17 protein-coding genes are annotated in these 18436 nt (G+C 40.5%); 13 read left to right on the top strand and 4 right to left on the bottom strand.

Annotated features, from left to right (window positions below; translation table 11 throughout):
* Positions 1 to 26: 26 nt before the first annotated feature.
* The 3 genes from AC1TO8_RS04460 to AC1TO8_RS04450 all read right to left on the bottom strand — a co-directional run bounded on the left by AC1TO8_RS04460 (position 27) and on the right by AC1TO8_RS04450 (position 1208).
* Entirely contained in the window at positions 27 to 338 is a 312-nt protein-coding gene (locus AC1TO8_RS04460) for a YtpI family protein (RefSeq protein WP_482054382.1), read from the bottom strand.
* Positions 339 to 399: 61 nt separating this feature from the next.
* Positions 400 to 879 (bottom strand): sporulation membrane protein YtrI, encoded by a 480-nt coding sequence (locus AC1TO8_RS04455; RefSeq protein ID WP_482054381.1) that lies wholly within the window; start codon positions 877 to 879, stop codon positions 400 to 402.
* A gap of 2 nt (positions 880 to 881) precedes the next feature.
* Positions 882 to 1208 carry a YtrH family sporulation protein gene (locus AC1TO8_RS04450; protein WP_482054380.1) on the bottom strand — a complete coding sequence of 109 codons (327 nt, stop codon included), beginning with the start codon at positions 1206 to 1208 and terminating at the stop codon, positions 882 to 884.
* 176 nt (positions 1209 to 1384) lie between these two features.
* On the opposite strand from AC1TO8_RS04450, the gene AC1TO8_RS04445 reads away from it, so the two are divergent.
* The 10 genes from AC1TO8_RS04445 (at position 1385) to AC1TO8_RS04400 (ending at position 13707) form a co-directional block, all read left to right on the top strand.
* Positions 1385 to 5008, top strand: a complete 3624-nt coding sequence (locus AC1TO8_RS04445) for a DNA polymerase III subunit alpha (protein ID WP_482054379.1) — start codon at positions 1385 to 1387, stop codon at positions 5006 to 5008.
* Positions 5009 to 5118: 110 nt separating this feature from the next.
* Positions 5119 to 5313, top strand: a complete 195-nt coding sequence (locus tag AC1TO8_RS04440; protein WP_482054378.1) for a glutamate decarboxylase — start codon at positions 5119 to 5121, stop codon at positions 5311 to 5313.
* Between the two features lie 77 nt (positions 5314 to 5390).
* Positions 5391 to 6281, top strand: coding sequence for an acetyl-CoA carboxylase, carboxyltransferase subunit beta (accD, locus tag AC1TO8_RS04435; RefSeq protein ID WP_438349617.1), 891 nt, complete (start codon positions 5391 to 5393; stop codon positions 6279 to 6281).
* Complete coding sequence (locus AC1TO8_RS04430; RefSeq protein WP_482054377.1) at positions 6282 to 7286, top strand: acetyl-CoA carboxylase carboxyltransferase subunit alpha; 1005 nt, start codon at positions 6282 to 6284, stop codon at positions 7284 to 7286. It abuts the gene before it with no gap.
* Between the two features lie 94 nt (positions 7287 to 7380).
* A complete protein-coding gene (gene pyk, locus AC1TO8_RS04425; protein ID WP_482054376.1) occupies positions 7381 to 8805 on the top strand; it encodes a pyruvate kinase in 1425 nt (474 codons plus the stop codon).
* Between the two features lie 198 nt (positions 8806 to 9003).
* Positions 9004 to 9396: an FxsA family protein gene (locus tag AC1TO8_RS04420; RefSeq protein WP_482054375.1), complete on the top strand. Its 393-nt coding sequence runs from the start codon at positions 9004 to 9006 to the stop codon at positions 9394 to 9396.
* 231 nt (positions 9397 to 9627) lie between these two features.
* Positions 9628 to 10743 (top strand): citrate/2-methylcitrate synthase, encoded by a 1116-nt coding sequence (locus AC1TO8_RS04415; protein ID WP_482054374.1) that lies wholly within the window; start codon positions 9628 to 9630, stop codon positions 10741 to 10743.
* Positions 10744 to 10856: 113 nt separating this feature from the next.
* Positions 10857 to 12152: an NADP-dependent isocitrate dehydrogenase gene (icd, locus tag AC1TO8_RS04410; protein ID WP_482054373.1), complete on the top strand. Its 1296-nt coding sequence runs from the start codon at positions 10857 to 10859 to the stop codon at positions 12150 to 12152.
* 21 nt (positions 12153 to 12173) lie between these two features.
* Complete coding sequence (gene mdh, locus AC1TO8_RS04405) at positions 12174 to 13115, top strand: malate dehydrogenase (protein ID WP_482054372.1); 942 nt, start codon at positions 12174 to 12176, stop codon at positions 13113 to 13115.
* A 166-nt stretch (positions 13116 to 13281) separates the two neighbouring features.
* On the top strand, positions 13282 to 13707 hold the full coding sequence (locus tag AC1TO8_RS04400; protein ID WP_482054371.1) for a hypothetical protein: 426 nt from the start codon (positions 13282 to 13284) through the stop codon (positions 13705 to 13707).
* A 368-nt stretch (positions 13708 to 14075) separates the two neighbouring features.
* Here the strand turns inward: AC1TO8_RS04400 and yfbR are convergent, their stop codons facing one another.
* Positions 14076 to 14681: a 5'-deoxynucleotidase gene (yfbR, locus tag AC1TO8_RS04395; protein ID WP_482054370.1), complete on the bottom strand. Its 606-nt coding sequence runs from the start codon at positions 14679 to 14681 to the stop codon at positions 14076 to 14078.
* Positions 14682 to 14786: 105 nt separating this feature from the next.
* Here yfbR and AC1TO8_RS04390 point away from each other — a divergent pair, with 105 nt between their 5' ends.
* The 3 genes from AC1TO8_RS04390 (at position 14787) to AC1TO8_RS04380 (ending at position 18406) form a co-directional block, all read left to right on the top strand.
* Positions 14787 to 15794, top strand: coding sequence for a bile acid:sodium symporter family protein (locus AC1TO8_RS04390; protein ID WP_482054369.1), 1008 nt, complete (start codon positions 14787 to 14789; stop codon positions 15792 to 15794).
* Positions 15791 to 17587, top strand: a complete 1797-nt coding sequence (gene pnpS, locus AC1TO8_RS04385) for a two-component system histidine kinase PnpS (RefSeq protein ID WP_482054368.1) — start codon at positions 15791 to 15793, stop codon at positions 17585 to 17587. Before AC1TO8_RS04390 ends, pnpS begins: the two co-directional genes overlap by 4 nt.
* Before the next feature lie 93 nt (positions 17588 to 17680).
* Positions 17681 to 18406 (top strand): response regulator transcription factor, encoded by a 726-nt coding sequence (locus AC1TO8_RS04380; RefSeq protein ID WP_482054510.1) that lies wholly within the window; start codon positions 17681 to 17683, stop codon positions 18404 to 18406.
* The last annotated feature ends 30 nt before the right edge of the window (positions 18407 to 18436 follow it).

Here is an 18436-nt window from a genome sequence, read left to right as displayed (position 1 = left end):
AATTATTTTTGAACAGGTACTCTTACTTAGATAGGTTGAGCTTTGGATTTCTGCTGAACATAATGTTTGCGATTCCGTATGCCTGCGAATAAATTGAATACACCGAGGACCATGAATAATGCCTCTACAATGACTGCGGGTGTAGATCCCTGGAATACAAACATAAAGGTGATGGATAATATGATGAGCATGAATCCCATCAATATATTGGTAATAGCGCCAAAGAGTCCGCGATCGATTGGATCAGAGGAACGGTGTGAACGTAGGCTGTAATATGCTGAAGTAATGCATGTTGCGACCAATAATATCATGAGAATAGTCTTAATTATAGAAATCATTACCTTCTATTCACTCCTTAACAAATGATAATTTTGCTTGTATTGTACCATAAATGAGAGACTAACGGACAGGAATACTAATACTAATCCATATTTGCAAAACACTATCTGCGAGTAGCATCGTTTTGATCTGAATGACGTAATCTTTCTCACGAACAAAGTAGGATTTACGATCGAGAAGTGCTCTAGTTAGTTTACTATCGGTGTCGATCTCATACACACTTCTACCACGTAACACCTCTACATCTTTTCCAACTTTAAGTAAGATCTCCTTCACAATCAAGGAATCGAGAGGGGGGTCTTGTTGCTCAGCACGTATCTTTATTTCTTTGATCACCGTCTGCTGAGTACTATATTTTTTTAATGTTTTGTTATCCTCTTCGAATTGCTTCTTCTGTATAAGTAAGTCTTGATTCTCAAGCCAAAGCTGATTATAGCTCGCATGAAAAATAGCATTATATAGGATACTACCAATGACTATTCCAAGTACGAGAAAAGCAGTTAGTTTTGAACGAAACATAAGAGTTGGAGGGATTCGCATCGTTATCGCCTACCGTTGCATATCCATTTGACTAATTCGCTGCCGGCGTGAGCACCTAGAAAAGCGAATAGAAGAAAGAGAATCTGTTTGATTGCAGGTGATAGATTACCGATGAAGAAGTTGCTTTCGATGACGCGCATAGGATCGATCGTTCCACCTACAGCCGCTGCTAATGCCCAAATCTTAATTCGATCAGCAATATCAAGCATAGTTTGAGTGGGAGGTTGTAAGGAAATGACAGCCCCCATGCCTCCAACCAAGGCACCCCCGAGCACAATACCGAAGGCGATGAAGAAGTCTAAAATCGCTTTTGATAAAAAAGTACTCATAAACCCGTCCCCTCTCTTGAACAATGGTTCGTATAGCGCTTGTCCTTTTTATTTCAATATAAATATCGTTTATACTTGCTGTTACCCATTCTATGGGCGTTCCCTATAGGAATATGATAAAATAAGAGAAAGTCTTTTAAAAAAATATTGAACTAGCGATGAAAGGGAGGGCGAACATGGCTTCATTTGTACATCTACATGTTCATAGTGAATTTAGCCTCCTGGACGGAGCCGCACGTATTACGGATCTCGTGCAACAGGCTGCTGATTTAGGAATGAAGTCGTTGGCTCTTACTGATCACGGGGTTATGTACGGTGCAGTTCCGTTCTATAAGGCGTGTAAAAGTAAAGGTATCAAGCCCATCATAGGCTGTGAAGTTTATTTCACCTCGGGTTCTCGTAAAGAGAGAGGTAGTCGAAAGGATCAGCCGATCTATCATTTAATACTGTTAGCTAAGAACGAGATAGGCTATCGAAATCTGATGAAGCTATGCTCTATTGGACATTTGGAGGGCTTTCACTATAAACCACGGATAGATTTGGATGCACTTCGAAATTACAATGAAGGAATTATATGTCTTAGTGCATGCTTAGGTGGCGAAGTGCCACAACAATTACTACATGGTCGTTACGAAGAGGCGCGGAAAGCAGCGCTTCGCTACAAAGATATATTTGGTGATGATTTCTATTTAGAACTTCAGGACCATGGGATATCAGAACAGAAGAGGGTCAATCCTCAGTTGCTCGAGCTTAGCAAAGAGACAGGTATTTCCTTAGTGGCGACTAATGATGTACATTATTTAAAGCATGAGGATGCCGAGATGCAGGATGTTCTTATCTGTATCGGAACAGGAAAGACCGTAGATGATGAGCAAAGACTACGAATTCCGACAGACCAGTTATATTTCAAAAGTGGGGAGGAAATGGCCCGCTTATTTCCTCATGTTAAAGAGGCTTTGGAGAATACGAATCTTATTGCTGACAAATGTCAGCTCGAGCTTGAATTTGATCGTTCAATACTGCCACAGTATAGCCCACTACCCGAAGGGATGAGCTCGGAGCAATATTTACATGCGTTATGTTCAGAAGGGCTTATAGCGCGTTATGAGAAGTCAGACAGATGGCAGAATGCAGATGGTAGACGAGAGATAGAAGAAAGACTTTCCTATGAGCTTGGAGTCATTGGCAGCATGGGATTTGCTGATTACTTCCTTATCGTGTGGGATTTCATTGCGTTCTCGCATAAGAATGGGATTGCAACAGGGCCTGGTCGTGGATCTTCTGCTGGAAGTATTGTAGCCTACGTGCTGAAGATCACGAATGTGGATCCTATGAAGTACCATTTGCTCTTTGAACGATTCTTGAATCCAGAACGGGTGACGATGCCAGATATAGATATCGATTTCAGTGACGAGCGGCGAGATGAAGTGATTGAGTATGTGGTAGATAAATATGGTCGAGAGCATGTAGCCCAGATTATCACTTTTGGTACGATGGCTGCGCGAGCTGCGGTTAGGGATGTCGGAAGGGCACTGAATATACCCTTTGGGGATGTGGATAAAGCGGCTAAGCTAATTCCTAATCAACTTGGTATTCGTATTGACAGAGCGATGGAAGTAAGTGCTGATCTAAAGAAATTGTACGATGCTAGTGGTAAGACGAGAGAGATGCTGGACATGGCAATGAAGGTAGAGGGAATGCCGCGACATTCGTCTACACATGCGGCAGGTGTCGTTATTTCACGTGATCCTCTAACAGATGTTGTACCTTTACAAGAAGGTAGTGAGAAGACAGCGCTCACGCAGTATTCGATGGAGATTCTGGAGAGTATCGGTTTGCTGAAGATGGACTTTCTAGGACTTAGAACTCTTTCGATCATTGAACGTTCGATGAAATGGATTGGTGAAATGACGGGGAATACTCCGAATTTCGATCATATCTCAGATGATGATTTACAGACGTATGCCATGCTTGGACATGGAGATACAACGGGTGTGTTCCAGTTAGAATCAGCCGGTATGAGACGAGTATTGAAGGAGATGAAGCCTTCAACATTTGAAGATATTATTTCCGTTCTTGCTCTATATCGCCCAGGTCCGATGGAGTTTATCCCGAAATATATTCAAGCGAAGCATGGTCTGTTGGAAGTGGAATATCCACATGCAGACTTGGAGCCGATCTTGAAAGATACATATGGCATCATTGTGTATCAAGAACAGATTATGAAGATTGCATCCACGATGGCAGGATTCTCACTAGGTGAATCAGATCTACTGCGTCGTGCTGTTTCGAAAAAGAAGCGGGAAGTGCTGGACCGAGAAAGAAGTCATTTCGTAGATGGAAGTATGAAACAGGGTTATACCGGAGAAGAAGCTAATCGGGTCTACGATATGATTGTGCGTTTCGCTGATTATGGATTTCCACGAGCGCATGCTGTAGCCTACGGAGTACTTGCATTCCAGACGGCTTATCTAAAAGCTCATTACCCTGCTCAGTTCATGGCCTCGATGTTGACAGCTGTGATGGGGAATCATCGGAAAGTAGCTGAGTATGTGCTTGAATGTCGGAGGATGGACATCGGTGTGTTATCTCCTGACGTTAATGAAAGTGGCGTGCTCTTCACACCTGTTCCAGCAATGGGAGAGGGAGACAGTCCTACTGATAAGTTAGGTTCTGATCATATCCGGTTCGGGTTAGGCGCAGTGAAGAACGTAGGTACCCAAGCGGTGGAGAATATTCTTCTTATGAGGCAAGACAAGCCCTTCGAGAGTCTTCTTGATTTCTGCAGACGAATTGACCTAAGGGTATGTAACAAAAGAGTTATTGAATCACTCATCCAGGCGGGGGCCTTTGATTCCTTACCTGGACATCGTGCTCAAGTGTTAGCTATGTTAGATGAAATCGTTGATGCTGCAGTGAAGTGGCGCAAGGAGCGCGATGATTTGCAGATTCAAATGTTTGATTTCGTAGAGAGTGCGAATTGGGATATTGCTTATCCTGATATAACGCCATTTACCGCAGGACAGCAGCTTGAACTGGAACGCGAACTACTCGGATTATATTTGTCTGGACATCCACTTGACGATTATGATGAATTGTTAGATCAGATGACGATGGTTGACCGTCTAATGGATCTTAGTGAACTACCAGATGACACGCGGACAGTTGTTGTTGGGATGGTTGTTTCCATTAAGACAATAACGACTAAGCAAGGAAAGGCTATGGCATTCATAGAGTGTGAAGATCAGATTGAGCGCTGTGAGGTTGTCTTATTTCCTGAAGTGTGGAGACGTAGTTCTGCATGGATTGAGAAGGGTGCTTTACTTGGTCTAAGAGCTAGAGTGCAACAACAAGATGAAGGATTTAAATTGCTTGCGGAGGAAGTTGTACCTCTAGATAGTAAAGGGTTAGTGCAGTTAGTGAAACGTAACAGCGTCGTTCTGAAAGGGAGTGAGCAACCATTAGGGAAGACTGCTTCACAGGGGCGAACCTCGAATACAGGGGCGAAGGTAGGTCAACATGAAATTTCGAGTGAGCCGAAGGTTATCGAAGAAAACTCGAAGCCTACGACTGAACAACGTGTATTCGTAAAGATTGGTCATCATGCGGAGAATGCACAGCTATTGACTGGATTGAAAAAGTTGCTTCAGATGCATCCGGGTACGGTTGCGACGGTACTCTTTTATGAACAAAGTCAGAAGTTGCTTGCATTAAGTGATAAATATCGAATTAAACCGTCCCCAGAGCTGTTTAAGGTGATGGAACAAATGTTAGGTGAAGGTACAGTACGAATGAAATAATTGTGAGAGCCAATTATATCCAATACTATTTCTTGCGGTTAAAAAGATAAATATGGTATCATGGGTTCATTATATGTACTTAGAATTTGAGTGTAGGGGGCTTTGCGAAAGTGTGGACGGTTATTTATATTGCACCTACCGCTAAGTTTGCAGAAATGATCGAGACCAAATTAACAGAAGAAGGTTTCTTGGTTCGTGCACGTCCCATTAATTTGTCCAAGCAGCAGTTTGAAATTCAGGTTCCTTCTAGGGAACTTGAGGAAATTCAGGAAGTTCTGAACACTATTCTACATCCTTTAACTTAATACAATCAATAAATGGTGTATAATAGAAGATTATCGGAAAGAACGGCCAACAAATTAACGGCTGGAGAGGTGTAGTTGTGTTTAAAGACATATTTCAGAAAAAAAGAAAATACGCGACCATTCCTTCAGATCGTGTGGGACGTGACAATAGCCCAGAGGGTGAGCGTCCGAAGCGTGAAATTCCGGAAGGCCTTATGAGCAAATGTGCTAAGTGTGGTATCATTCAGTATAGTAAGGAACTGGAGAAGAACTTGAAGGTATGTACTTCTTGTGGATATCATATGCGTCTAAATGCTATGGAACGAATCCAGATTACTTTGGATGAGGAAGGCTTTGAAGAATTCGATAGCAACATGATCTCTGTGGATCCACTGAAATTTCCTGGCTATGCAACCAAGTTAGAAGAGCAAGCGATGAAATCAGGTTTGCGTGAAGCTGTTGTTACCGGACAAGGAACTCTTTCTGGGCTTCCAGTAGTCGTAGCTGTTATGAGTTTTGATTTCTTTAGTGGAAGTATGGGATCAGTCGTTGGTGAGAAAATAACACGTGCGATTGAGATCGCAATGGAACGACAATTGCCTCTCATTATTTTCTCTACCTCTGGTGGTGCTAGAATGCAAGAGAGTATTCTTAGTTTAATGCAGATGGCCAAAACAAGTGCTGCACTCGCACGCTTTAATGAACAGGGTGGTCTATACATTTCTGTCATCACCGATCCAACAATGGGTGGTGTTTCTGCTAGCTTCGCCACACTCGGAGACATTAATATAGCAGAACCTGGAGCTGTATTTGGGTTTGCTGGACGACTCGTTATTGAACAGACTATTCGTCAGAAGCTTCCTGATGAATTCCAAACGGCCGAATATAATATGGCGCATGGACAATTGGATTTAGTGACACATCGCAAAGAAATGTGCGGAATGCTTGCTAAGCTTATTGAATTTCATACGATGAAGGGGGAATTTTAAATGGCTGCGGAGATGCCCTTTGAATTACCTCTCGTAGAGATGCGTAAAAAGATCGATGAGTTGTATGTGTTCGGACAGGAAAAAGGTATTGATTTCACGGATGAGATTTCTAAACTTGAGGAACGATATATGAAGTTGGAAGAAGAAATCTATTCCAGTATTTCAGCGCCTCAAAAAATACATCTTGCAAGACATCAACAACGGCCAACATCATTAGAATTAATAGAACTTATTTTCACTGATTTTGTTGAATTACATGGAGATCGTTTATTTGGTGATGATCTTGCTATTGTTGGTGGAATTGCGACATTGAATGGTGTTCCTGTAACGGTATTGGGACAGCAACGAGGCAAGGATACGAAAGATAATATTGCACGATTCTTCGGGAGCGCACACCCAGAGGGCTTTCGAAAAGCATTGAGACTTATGAAGCAAGCAGAGAAGTTTAAACGTCCTATTATTACATTTATTGATACAAAGGGTGCTTATCCGGGTAATGCGGCTGAAGAGAGAGGCCAATCTGAAGCGATTGCTCGAAACCTCAGAGAGATGTCTATATTAGGAGTTCCTGTTGTCTGTGTCATTATTGGGGAGGGTGGTAGTGGCGGAGCACTGGGTATGGCTGTAGGTAACCGTGTTCTCATGTTAGAACACGCGATCTATTCTGTTATTTCCCCGAATGGTGCTGCTTCCATTCTATGGAAAGATGCAAGCAGGGCTGATCAAGCGGCTGAGGCGATGAAAATCACGGCTGAAGATCTGCTGAAGTTTGAAGTGATTGAAGACATTATCTCTGAACCCAAAGGTGGGGCTCATAGGGATTATGAATTAACAGCACAGCATATTAAGGAAAGCCTGTGTAAGCATCTGAAGGAGCTCTCCGTTATGGATAGCCAAGAGCTGAAAGAAGATAGATATTTAAAATTCAGGAAACTAGGTCAATATACATTTGAACCTATTACCCCAACTGAGAATGTGAACGCCCAAGTCACAGAAATTGAGTAATGTGACAAAGTTACTATACAAAAGCTTCATAGTGTAGTAAATTAAGTAGTTGAAAAGAAGATAAAGAGAGATCTTAAAAAACGGAGGAAACATAATGCGTAAAACAAAAATTGTATGTACAATCGGTCCGGCAAGTGAATCGTTAGAAAATATTAAGAAATTGATTAATGCAGGTATGAATGTAGCTCGTCTGAACTTTTCTCATGGTGATTTTGCTGAACACGGAAATCGGATTAACGTTATTCGTCAAGCTTGTCAAGAGTTAGGAAAGACAGTGTCAATTCTTTTAGATACGAAAGGCCCAGAAATTCGTACAGGTACACTTGGAGTTGATTCAATTGAACTAGTACAGGACGAATTCATTACACTAACTACTGAGGAAATTTTAGGTGATAAGAACCGTGTTTCGATTACTTATGCTAATCTTCCAAATGACGTAGAAATTGGATCGACTATTCTGATTGATGACGGTTTGATTGGTTTAACGGTTGTCGAAATTAAAGGAACAGAAATTAAATGTGTCATCGTTAACGGTGGTACAATTAAGAGCAAGAAAGGCGTTAACGTACCAGGAGTTCGTATTTCTCTACCAGGTATTACAGAGAAAGATACTGCTGATATCATTTTTGGAATTGGACAAGATGTCGATTTCATCGCAGCTTCGTTCGTTCGTAAAGCGAGTGACGTTCTTGAAATTCGTGAATTGTTAGAAAAACACAATGCAGGTCACATCAACATTATTTCTAAGATCGAAAACCAAGAAGGTGTCGATAATTTAGATGAAATTATTGCTGTTTCTGATGGGTTGATGGTTGCACGTGGAGATCTAGGAACAGAAATTCCTGCAGAAGACGTACCATTGGCACAGAAGAGCATGATTGCTAAATCGAACCGTGCTGGTAAACCAGTCATTACAGCTACGCAAATGTTGGATTCTATGCAACGTAATCCACGTCCAACTCGCGCTGAAGCAAGTGATGTAGCAAACGCGATTTTTGACGGAACGGATGCTATTATGTTGTCTGGTGAAACAGCTGCTGGTAAATACCCTGTGGAATCAGTTCTTACGATGTCTCGTATTGCTGAGAAGGCAGAGTCAGCTTTGAATTATCGTGAATTATTTGCGAAACAAAGCACATTCCAAGAAACAACAGTTACGGATGCAATTAGCCAAGCAGTTGCTATTACTGCGATGGATTTGAATGCTAAGGCTATTATCTCTTCGACTGAGACAGGTCACACAGCTCGTGTAGTAGCTAAATACCGTCCAGAAGCTCCTATTATTGCTGTGACGACAGAAGATCGTACGATGCGTCGTCTGACTCTTACATGGGGAGTGACACCTGTTAAAGGCCAATTGGCTTCCACAACGGATGAAATGTTTGATTATGCCGTTCAAGGTGGTCTGAACTCAGGTATGGTTAGCGAAGGAGATCTTGTTGTTATTACAGCAGGTGTACCATTGGGACGTTCAGGTTCTACGAATCTTATTAAAGTAAGTGTAGTTAATAAAGCTTAATTCTTTAATTCAGTGGGGCGATATGAACTGAATGTTAAATAGATGAAGTGACGGTCTAATACAATTAGATCGTCTTTTCTTTTCAGTAATATCTACTAAGGGAGTCCGTATTTGCTAAACTGGATAATTGTTTGTGAGTATATTATGCTTATTAAACATAATCTGAAGGGGAAGGTAACTAAGGAGGGTTCCTAGAATATGTGGAAATGGGCATGGGGAATTATAGTCGTTATTATCATCATTGAGGTATACTTGTTTAACTTGGTTGTTGGAAACTTCGGGGGAACCAAATCGCTACTCCTTACGTTATTTACTTCAGCAATTGGACTGGTTATGATGCGTTTTGAAGGGAGAAAAGTGTTACAGGATGCTCGCTTACAAATGAATAGCGGTCAAATTCCTGGGAGAACTTTGGTTGATGGATTAAGTATTTTTATTGGGGGAATCTTATTAGTGCTGCCCGGTTTCCTTATGGATATTGTCGGCTTCAGCATGATATTCCCACTAACTCGTCCAATCTATCGTATTCTCATTTTGAGATGGCTGAAAAGTAAGATGAAGAACGGGAACATGAAGGTGTATAAAAGGTAAAAGATAATATCTCGTAATAGCAACAAGAAATTGGTTATAAATACGATAAAACATTTTAATGTAATAAATACGTCGCATGATGTTCACAAATCAGACAATTTCCAGTATGATGGTAGAAGGTTTGTTTTTTGCGTTTTGATTTATATTATTTTCATTTAATGTTATGTAAATGTTTTCATTGTTGTAGACAGCTACTTATAAAATATGTTTTTTACAAAGGAGAGACGTACGATGACAGCTACCAAAGGATTAGAAGGTATTGTTGCAGCAACCTCTACCATCAGTTCAATCGTGGATGGTGTACTTACATATCGCGGCATTGATATCGATGATTTAGCATTACATGCCGGCTTTGAAGAAGTGGCTTACCTGTTATGGTTCGGTAAGTTACCCAATGTACAAGAGTTAAGTGATCTGAGACAAGATCTAGACACTTTCGCACCAATTCCGCAATTATTAATTGAACAAATGAAATTATATCCTAAAGATGTGAACACAATGGCTACTCTTCGTTCTGCGGTATCTGCTCTTGCTTTGTACGATGATGAGGCGGATGACATGAGTCGTTCCACGAATGAGAAAAAGGCTATAAGACTACAGGCGCAATTGCCTACAATCGTGGCAGCACTCTCACGTATTCGCCAAGGTAAGGAACCAATCGCACCTCAGAAAGGTCTATCCATAGCGGAGAATTTTCTGTACATGCTAAGAGGCGAACGACCGGATGAGACTTCTATCAAGGCATTGGATCAAGCGCTCGTGCTTCATGCTGATCATGAACTGAACGCTTCTACATTCGCTGCGCGTGTAACGGTGGCGACGCTCTCAGATATATATTCAGGTGTTACTTCAGCGATTGGTGCCCTGAAAGGCCCATTGCATGGTGGAGCAAATGAAGCTGTTATGAGAATGCTAGATGAGATTGGTGACATTGATCAAGTTGAGAGCTATATTCAAGAGAAGCTGAATAATCGCGAGAAGATTATGGGATTCGGTCATCGGGTATATAAGAACGGAGATCCGCGGGCGAAATTCCTGCAGAAGATGTCACGTGATCTTGGTGAGATGAAGAATGACACTAAACTCTATACCATGTCTATAAAGATAGAAGAGATGATCACTGGACAAAAAGGTCTGAAGCCAAACGTCGATTTCTATTCTGCATCTGTATACACACAACTTGGTATTGAAAGTGAGTTATTTACTTTGATCTTTGCAATTAGTCGAGTATCAGGGTGGACAGCGCATATCCTTGAACAATGGGTTGATAACCGTATTATTCGTCCACGGGCTGAATATATAGGATTAACTGATCAGAAGTATATACCTATTGAATTACGAGCATAAAAGACTTAGTTGTAATCCACGCGAAAAACTAGATAATGCTTACGATCCATGTTTATTTGTGAAGAATAATCATGAAGGAATGCTAAAAAAAAATTTTAGGAGGATACAAAAATATGTTTAAATTAGAAAAATACTCACTACCAACAGAGGGCGACAAGATTGAGATTCAAGATGGGGTCTTAAAGGTTCCTAATTTCCCGATCATTCCATTTATTGAAGGTGACGGAACAGGACGAGATATTTGGAAAGCTTCCAAACGTGTGCTTGACGCTGCTGTAAACAAGGCTTATGGCGGTTCTAAGAAAATTGCGTGGTATGAAGTGTTTGCAGGTGAGAAAGCCTTCAATGCGTATGGAGAGTGGTTACCAAATGATACTCTTGAAGCTATTCGTGAATATATTGTAGCTATTAAAGGACCTTTGACAACACCGATTGGTGGAGGAATTCGTTCATTAAACGTGGCGTTGCGCCAAGAATTAGATTTGTATGTATGTTTACGTCCGGTTCGTTATTTCAAAGGAGTACCTTCTCCAGTGAAACGTCCTGACCTTGTAGACATGGTTATTTTCCGTGAGAATACAGAAGATATCTACGCTGGTATTGAATACAAAGAGGGTTCTGATGAAGTGAAGAAGTTGATCACATTCCTGCAGGATGAAATGGGTGTGAAGAATATCCGTTTCCCAGAAACATCAGGAATTGGTATCAAGCCTGTATCTGAGGATGGCTCCAAACGTCTAGTGCGTGCTGCGGTTGAATATGCGATCGAACACGGACGTAAGAGTGTCACTTTGGTACATAAAGGTAACATCATGAAATATACAGAAGGTGCATTCAAGAACTGGGGATATGAAGTAGCTGAACAAGAGTTCGGAGACAAAGTATTCACATGGGCACAATACGATATTATTAAGGAAAAAGATGGTGAAGCAGCAGCAAATATAGCTCAGGATGAAGCTTTAGCGGCTGGTAAGATCCTTATTAAGGATGCTATCGCTGATATTGCTTTGCAACAGGTTCTGACACGTCCAACTGACTTTGACGTTATTGCTACACTTAATCTAAACGGTGATTACTTATCTGATGCTCTTGCAGCACAAATTGGTGGAATTGGTATTGCTCCGGGAGCCAATATTAACTATTTGACTGGACATGCTATTTTTGAAGCGACTCATGGTACAGCTCCGAAATATGCAGATAAAGACCTTGTTAATCCAGGTTCTGTTGTACTATCGGGAGTTATGTTACTTGAACATTTGGGCTGGAAGGAAGCAGCAGATCTTATTTACAAAGGTATGGAGGCATCCATTAACGATAAGATTGTTACTTATGATTTCGCTCGTCAAATGGATGGAGCTACAGAAGTTAAATGTTCAGAGTTCGCAGATCAAGTGATCAAAAACATGTAATTTATAGGGGGATAATTAATTATGGCTATCAAGCGTAATAAAATATCCGTAGTAGGAGCTGGATTTACTGGTGCAACTACGGCACTTATGTTGGCACAGAAGGAACTTGGTGACGTTGTACTTATTGATATTCCGCAACTAGAGAATCCTACTAAAGGTAAGGCTCTTGATATGATGGAAGCTAGTCCTGTTCAAGGATTCGATAGCCAAATTATAGGTACCTCTAATTATGAAGAAGCAGCTGACTCTGATATTGTCATTATTACCGCGGGTATTGCTCGTAAACCGGGAATGAGCCGTGATGATCTTGTGAATACGAATGCAGGCATCGTGAAGTCTGTTTGTGAGAACATCAAGAAATATGCCCCGAACTCTATCGTTATCATTCTAAGTAATCCTGTGGATGCTATGACTTATGTGGCATATCATGCTCTTGGATTCCCTAAGAATCGCGTTATTGGTCAATCGGGCGTACTTGATACTGCGCGCTATTGTTCTTTCATCGCTACGGAATTGAATGTTTCCGTTGAAGACGTACGTGGATTTGTACTAGGTGGGCATGGTGATGACATGGTACCTCTAGTTCGTTATTCAAGTGTTGGAGGAATACCGATTGATACGCTAATCAGTGCTGATCGTATTGAAGCGATCGTTCAGCGCACGCGTGTTGGTGGCGGTGAAATAGTAAACTTACTAGGTAATGGTAGTGCTTATTATGCGCCTGCAGCGTCCTTGGTTCAAATGACAGAAGCTATTTTGAAGGATAAGAAACGTATTATTCCTGTGATTGCTCTGCTTGAAGGAGAGTATGGATACGATAACCTATTTATGGGTGTACCTACGATTCTTGGTGGCGATGGAATTGAGAAAATTTTTGAACTAGAGTTAACTGCAGATGAGAAGTTAGCATTGGATAAATCAGCAGCGTCTGTTCAGAGTGTTATTTCGATTTTGAGTGAATAATCGAATAAGATATCCATGTAGATTAAAGAATTATAAATGTGACAAAGCTATGAAGAAAGAAACCTCGTTGTTTCGTAATAACAAGGGGTTTCTTTCCTTTTATTATGTTATTAAGGTATACTTGATATGATAATAATCATAGACGAATTTAATGGAGGTTTTTTAATTGGAGAAAATCATGGATTTTGTACATATTTTAGGAGCGATATCTGTTGGGTTCTATCTTCTACTGCCATTCGTAATAGGTAAAATGACAACATTGTCACTAGCCGCTAAAGAAGGTAGTGCTGTGGCTATTCGCAGTTTTAATATCTTTGCTCAAATTGGATTGTTGATCCAATTTATTACAGGCGGTTATTTAATGAGTAAAGGTAGTTATTCTGTAGGATGGATGATTGTCGTAATTGTGCTTATGGTTGCTTTGTTCGCAATTAGCGGAATGATGACTAAACCATTGAAGGCTACCGTTGCAAATACTAAACTAAACAAAGATGTTTCAGCTGAAATTAGCAAGATGCGGATGATGAGTTCCCTAATCGCGGTTTGTTTACTCGTGATGGTAATCTTCATGGTGTATCCAGGAATCATTTAATACAAAGTAAAAAGGAGTGCCTTGTCATTTATGATAATGATAGGGTACTCCTTCTTTTTTGTCCTAATTTCCAAATCAGCTATAATCAATCGAAAAGTAGATAGCGTGGCACTGTACCATTTGGAAGAACACTTATATATGAAGGTCGCTAGAATAAGATGAAATAGTTGCATAAATGGTACTTACTCAGAAGAAAAGGGTAGGTGACGGAATTGTCCTGAAGAAGCGGTAGCGTTCGCCTACAAGCTTTCCTACGGAAAGCTACTTCGGAAGCATATGCTTTGCCCTCTGATTTCAACCGCTAAGCGGTATATAATCAAGAAATCAGAGGGCAACAGCGATCGTAAGGACAATCCGTCATCGTATATTTAGGATTGGGGATAGGAAAGCTCATCTAGTGACATCTCGAAGCTTGGAGCAATATGCTGGAGAAAGTAATCCAACTCAGGCAAATCTAGTAGTTGTAACTTATCATAGGTCTGGTTCTTGGCTACCGTAAATTCCCGATTACCAGAAGCGACTTCCAACGTACATTTGAGATAAGCGTCCAATCGATCGGCAGCCTTTACATATTTATTTAACTCATGATCTTGAATGTCTAGCTGATTATCAGGTTTGAGTAGCCCTTCATAAATATCTTGTAGACGGGGTGGAGTCATACTGAGTAGACGTTCAGCTGCAAAGGTCTCCATCTCACGGAAGCTTGCGAGTATAAGTGGGTTGTCATGTTTAACTGGTGTAGCAATATCACCTGTGAACACCTCGGTAGCATCATGGAATAGAGCTAAAGTGACTGCCCGATCAGCATTCAACTCACGCTGGAAATAATGATTCCCAATGGTGCAGAGCATATGGGTTAGTAAAGCAACATGGTAAGAATGCTCAGCTACGTTCTCAGGCATGTGACTTCTCATCAGACTCCAACGCTGGATATATTGAAGACGATACATATAAGCAGAGAAATGATAGTTCATAAATATAAAACTCCTCTCGAATAAATCTTCTTATGCTATTATAATACCAATGGAAGTATTATAAGAGAAGAAATGATGAACAACATTGGAGAGGATATATACAGAATGAGAAGATGGAGTGAGTCTTTTACGCAATGGTATGAGAAATATATGTTTCTAATTATTCCTGGATCGCTGTTCATTGGATTCTTACTTAGTCATTCTTTACTACCCTACGTTTCTTGGTCACCTTATATATTTGGTTATGTGACACTTGTGATGGCATTAGGATGTGGGGTGGGGCACTTGAAATGGGTCATGAGACGTCCAGCACCTATCGTTCTTGTGCTCGTACTAAGTCATATTGTTGCTCCAATCTTAGCTTTCGGACTAGGATCGCTACTCTTTGGGGTCTATTCTGATTATACCGTTGGGTTGGTACTATTTACGATTATCCCGTTTGGAGTTTCTTCTGTCCTGTGGGTTGGACTATCGCATGGTAATGTGGCGTTAATGCTTGCTTTGGTCGTTCTAGATTCCGCACTTAGTCCGTTTGTTGTTCCTTTTCTCATTGAATTTTTCTTTGAGACGCAGATTACATTTGATAGTTTGAGTTTGATGAAAGATTTGTTTGTGATTGTCGTTCTTCCTACTGTTATAGGTGTTGCTTTGTATGAATTGTCACGAGGAAAGCTTAAGAATGTTGTTGCACCTATAGCTGTTCCTCTTTCAAAGATTGGATTTACATCGGTAGTCATGCTGAATGCAGCAGCTATCGCACCGCATCTTATAGACTTGAAGAAGGATATGCTGATCGTTATCCCTGCGGTGCTTATTATCGTGACCGTTAGTTACATACTGGGTTATTTAGGTGGTAATGTCCTGACAAATCCTGAAAGAGAAATAAAGGTAACGATGTCTTATGCAACGGGGATGCGCAATATATCGCTTGGAATGGTGATAGCCATGAGTTACTTCTCTCCAAAAGCCTCAGTTCCAGTTGTTTTAGGGATCATGGTGCAACAACCACTAGCTACGCTGTTTCATGCTTATCTTAGAAGATGGGTTCCTTTACAAGAAGTAAAGAGCCCTCAATGGACTAGTAAAACTGAACAAGGGAGAAATGGTTTATGAAGTCTTTTCGTACAAAGTTAACCATAGTATTAATGATTATGATTGGATTTACTATGATTGTTGCTGGTATTGCTATGGCCAAAGTATTCAGAGATTCCCATGTCATCATCCTTGAGGAGAATATGTCCCGGGAAATAAAACTGCTTGGCAGTACATTCGACTTTCATCCAACTGGGGATGCAAGGGCTTTGCGATATTACACTGAGGAATCTAAGAAAATAGGGGAGTTAATAGACTCACGCGTGACTTTTATTAATCATAATGGTGATGTGATTGGTGATTCGGAAACAGATCCGTTATTAATGGATAACCACAACGACAGAGAAGAGATTATTTCAGCTAGAGAAGAGGGTGTGGGACATGTTATAAGATATAGTACCTCTCTTGGACAAGATATGTTGTATGTAGCTGCACCGATCAAAGTGGGTAATGAATTTGATGGATATATTCGATTGTCGGTCAGTCTTCAATCCATTAATCAGGGGTTACAGCACGGATGGACGCTTATGGCGGTATGGTTACTCATCCTTTTTGTGATTGCAACAATCGTCAGTTATCGTATGGCGGCGAGTCTAACGGCACCTTTAGAACAGATTATTAAAGTTTCTAGAAAAATTTCCCATCTGGACTACGATTCTCGTGTGCAATTGGATCGTCATGATGAGGTTGGGCATTTAGGTAAAGCCATTAATGCAATGGCGGATAGTTTGCAGAATCAACTGAAGAGAATTCGAGATAACGAGGGGTTAATTCAAAGTGTATTAGATAATATGACTAGCGGTATTTTATTAATTGATATAAAGGGGAATATTGCAGTTATTAATCCAGCTGCGGAAAAGATGCTCAAAGTTAAAGCTGAACGAGTACTAGGTAAGCCATATTTGGAAATGAAAGAACATTATGAATTAACAAAGCTTTTAAATGAAGGTCTGACGTCTATGCAAGCTATCCATGAAGAACGAAATTTATATTATCCTGAGGAAATATTGATGCGCGTGGATGGGGTTCCGATGTTAGAAGAGGAAGGTACTTACAAGGGAATGTTGTTCTTATTACAAAATATTACGGCTATCCGCAGGTTGGAAAATGTTCGCAGTGAGTTCGTTACGAATGTCTCACATGAGTTGAAAACACCAATAGCTGCAGTGAAAGGATTCGCTGAAACATTGCTGGGTGGTGGCGTGACAGATGAGAAGACGGTGCGATCTTTTCTACAAATTATATATGATGAAAGCGAAAGGTTGAACAGGCTGATTAGTGATATTCTAGATCTATCTAAAATTGAATCAAAGAGTATTCATATGGAGTGCTCCCCTGTTCATTTATCATCATTCTTCGTGCCCGTACTAGATACATTAGGCGCAGTCGCATCTAAAAAAAGGATACTTCTCCAAGCTGATGTTCCAGATGAGTTATATATTGAAGCAGATGAAGATAAGTTGAAACAAATATTTCTGAATATTCTATCTAATGCTGTCAATTATACGCAAGAAGGTGGGAAGGTAAAAGTAACAGTTGAGCATAAAGAGCATGAAGAAGGTCATGATACAATTCAATTCACAATCGCAGACACTGGAATGGGAATTCCTAAAAAGGACCTTTCACGAATATTTGAACGTTTCTATCGGGTCGATAAAGCACGATCAAGATTTTCTGGTGGGACAGGTCTGGGTCTGTCTATCGTAAAACATTTAGTTGATATGCATCATGGGATTGTGATGGTAGAGAGCGAGTTGAATATAGGTACATCCTTTATTATTGAACTACCGCTTCTACAAGGAGATGGGGAATAATATAGAATGTTTACACTCTGTTAACATTACGGTGTTATGATTATGAATAAAGATCGTCTGCAAGTGATGAAATATAAAGAATGGGGGGTTCACATGTCACAACGATTGTTGGTTATTGAGGACGAGCCGACATTGGCGCGATTATTATCCTATAATTTAACACAAGAAGGTTATGATGTAACCGTGGAAGATCACGGGACGATAGGTTATGAACGTGCATCTCAGGAAATGTTTGACCTTATTCTACTGGATATTATGCTCCCCGGAATGAATGGTATTGATATTTTAGGTAAATTACGCGCACAAGGTGTAGTGACGCCCATTATTATTCTAACTGCTAAGAATGCTGAAGAGGAAGTTGTACAAGGACTTAAATTAGGTGCTGATGATTATATAACAAAGCCCTTTGGTGTCTCGGAATTATTGGCTAGAGTGAGCGCTGTTATAAGAAGAGTATCAGGTAAAAGTGAAGAAGTGATAACAACGCAGACTACATCCACGATGATATCATTAGGTCAGTTAGAAATATTCCCAGAGAAATATGAAGTGATATTAGGTGGACATAATATTAATCTACGGCCCAAAGAGTTTGAAGTGCTTCTATACCTTGCTCGCAAGCCTGGGGTAGTTCTCACAAGGGATGATTTAATGAACGAGGTTTGGGGATTTGATTATATTGGGGGTCAGAGAACCGTTGACGTGCATGTTAGTTCCCTTCGTAAAAAACTTGAACTTGATCCTGACTCTGTCCACATTGATTCTATTCGCGGTGTTGGTTATAAATTAGTTGTTAATAAAAAGAGAAATGTTCCCAATTAATATATTTTACATGGACCTTACAAATGTAGG

The sequence above is a fragment of the Paenibacillus sp. Y859 genome, assembly GCF_056786405.1.
The sequence above is the reverse complement of the archived record's forward strand: the minus strand, read 5'-3'. Positions and strand labels throughout refer to the sequence as shown.

Bases quoted from the DNA above. Each gene is read 5' to 3' on its own strand.
- AC1TO8_RS04460 (WP_482054382.1), bottom strand. From the start codon at position 338: ATGATTTCTATAATTAAGACTATTCTCATGATATTATTGGTCGCAACA.
- AC1TO8_RS04455 (WP_482054381.1), bottom strand. From the start codon at position 879: ATGCGAATCCCTCCAACTCTTATGTTTCGTTCAAAACTAACTGCTTTT.
- AC1TO8_RS04450 (WP_482054380.1), bottom strand. From the start codon at position 1,208: ATGAGTACTTTTTTATCAAAAGCGATTTTAGACTTCTTCATCGCCTTC.
- AC1TO8_RS04445 (WP_482054379.1), top strand. From the start codon at position 1,385: ATGGCTTCATTTGTACATCTACATGTTCATAGTGAATTTAGCCTCCTG.
- AC1TO8_RS04430 (WP_482054377.1), top strand. From the start codon at position 6,282: ATGGCTGCGGAGATGCCCTTTGAATTACCTCTCGTAGAGATGCGTAAA.
- pyk (WP_482054376.1), top strand. From the start codon at position 7,381: ATGCGTAAAACAAAAATTGTATGTACAATCGGTCCGGCAAGTGAATCG.
- AC1TO8_RS04420 (WP_482054375.1), top strand. From the start codon at position 9,004: ATGTGGAAATGGGCATGGGGAATTATAGTCGTTATTATCATCATTGAG.
- AC1TO8_RS04415 (WP_482054374.1), top strand. From the start codon at position 9,628: ATGACAGCTACCAAAGGATTAGAAGGTATTGTTGCAGCAACCTCTACC.
- icd (WP_482054373.1), top strand. From the start codon at position 10,857: ATGTTTAAATTAGAAAAATACTCACTACCAACAGAGGGCGACAAGATT.
- mdh (WP_482054372.1), top strand. From the start codon at position 12,174: ATGGCTATCAAGCGTAATAAAATATCCGTAGTAGGAGCTGGATTTACT.
- yfbR (WP_482054370.1), bottom strand. From the start codon at position 14,681: ATGAACTATCATTTCTCTGCTTATATGTATCGTCTTCAATATATCCAG.
- AC1TO8_RS04390 (WP_482054369.1), top strand. From the start codon at position 14,787: ATGAGAAGATGGAGTGAGTCTTTTACGCAATGGTATGAGAAATATATG.
- pnpS (WP_482054368.1), top strand. From the start codon at position 15,791: ATGAAGTCTTTTCGTACAAAGTTAACCATAGTATTAATGATTATGATT.
- AC1TO8_RS04380 (WP_482054510.1), top strand. From the start codon at position 17,681: ATGTCACAACGATTGTTGGTTATTGAGGACGAGCCGACATTGGCGCGA.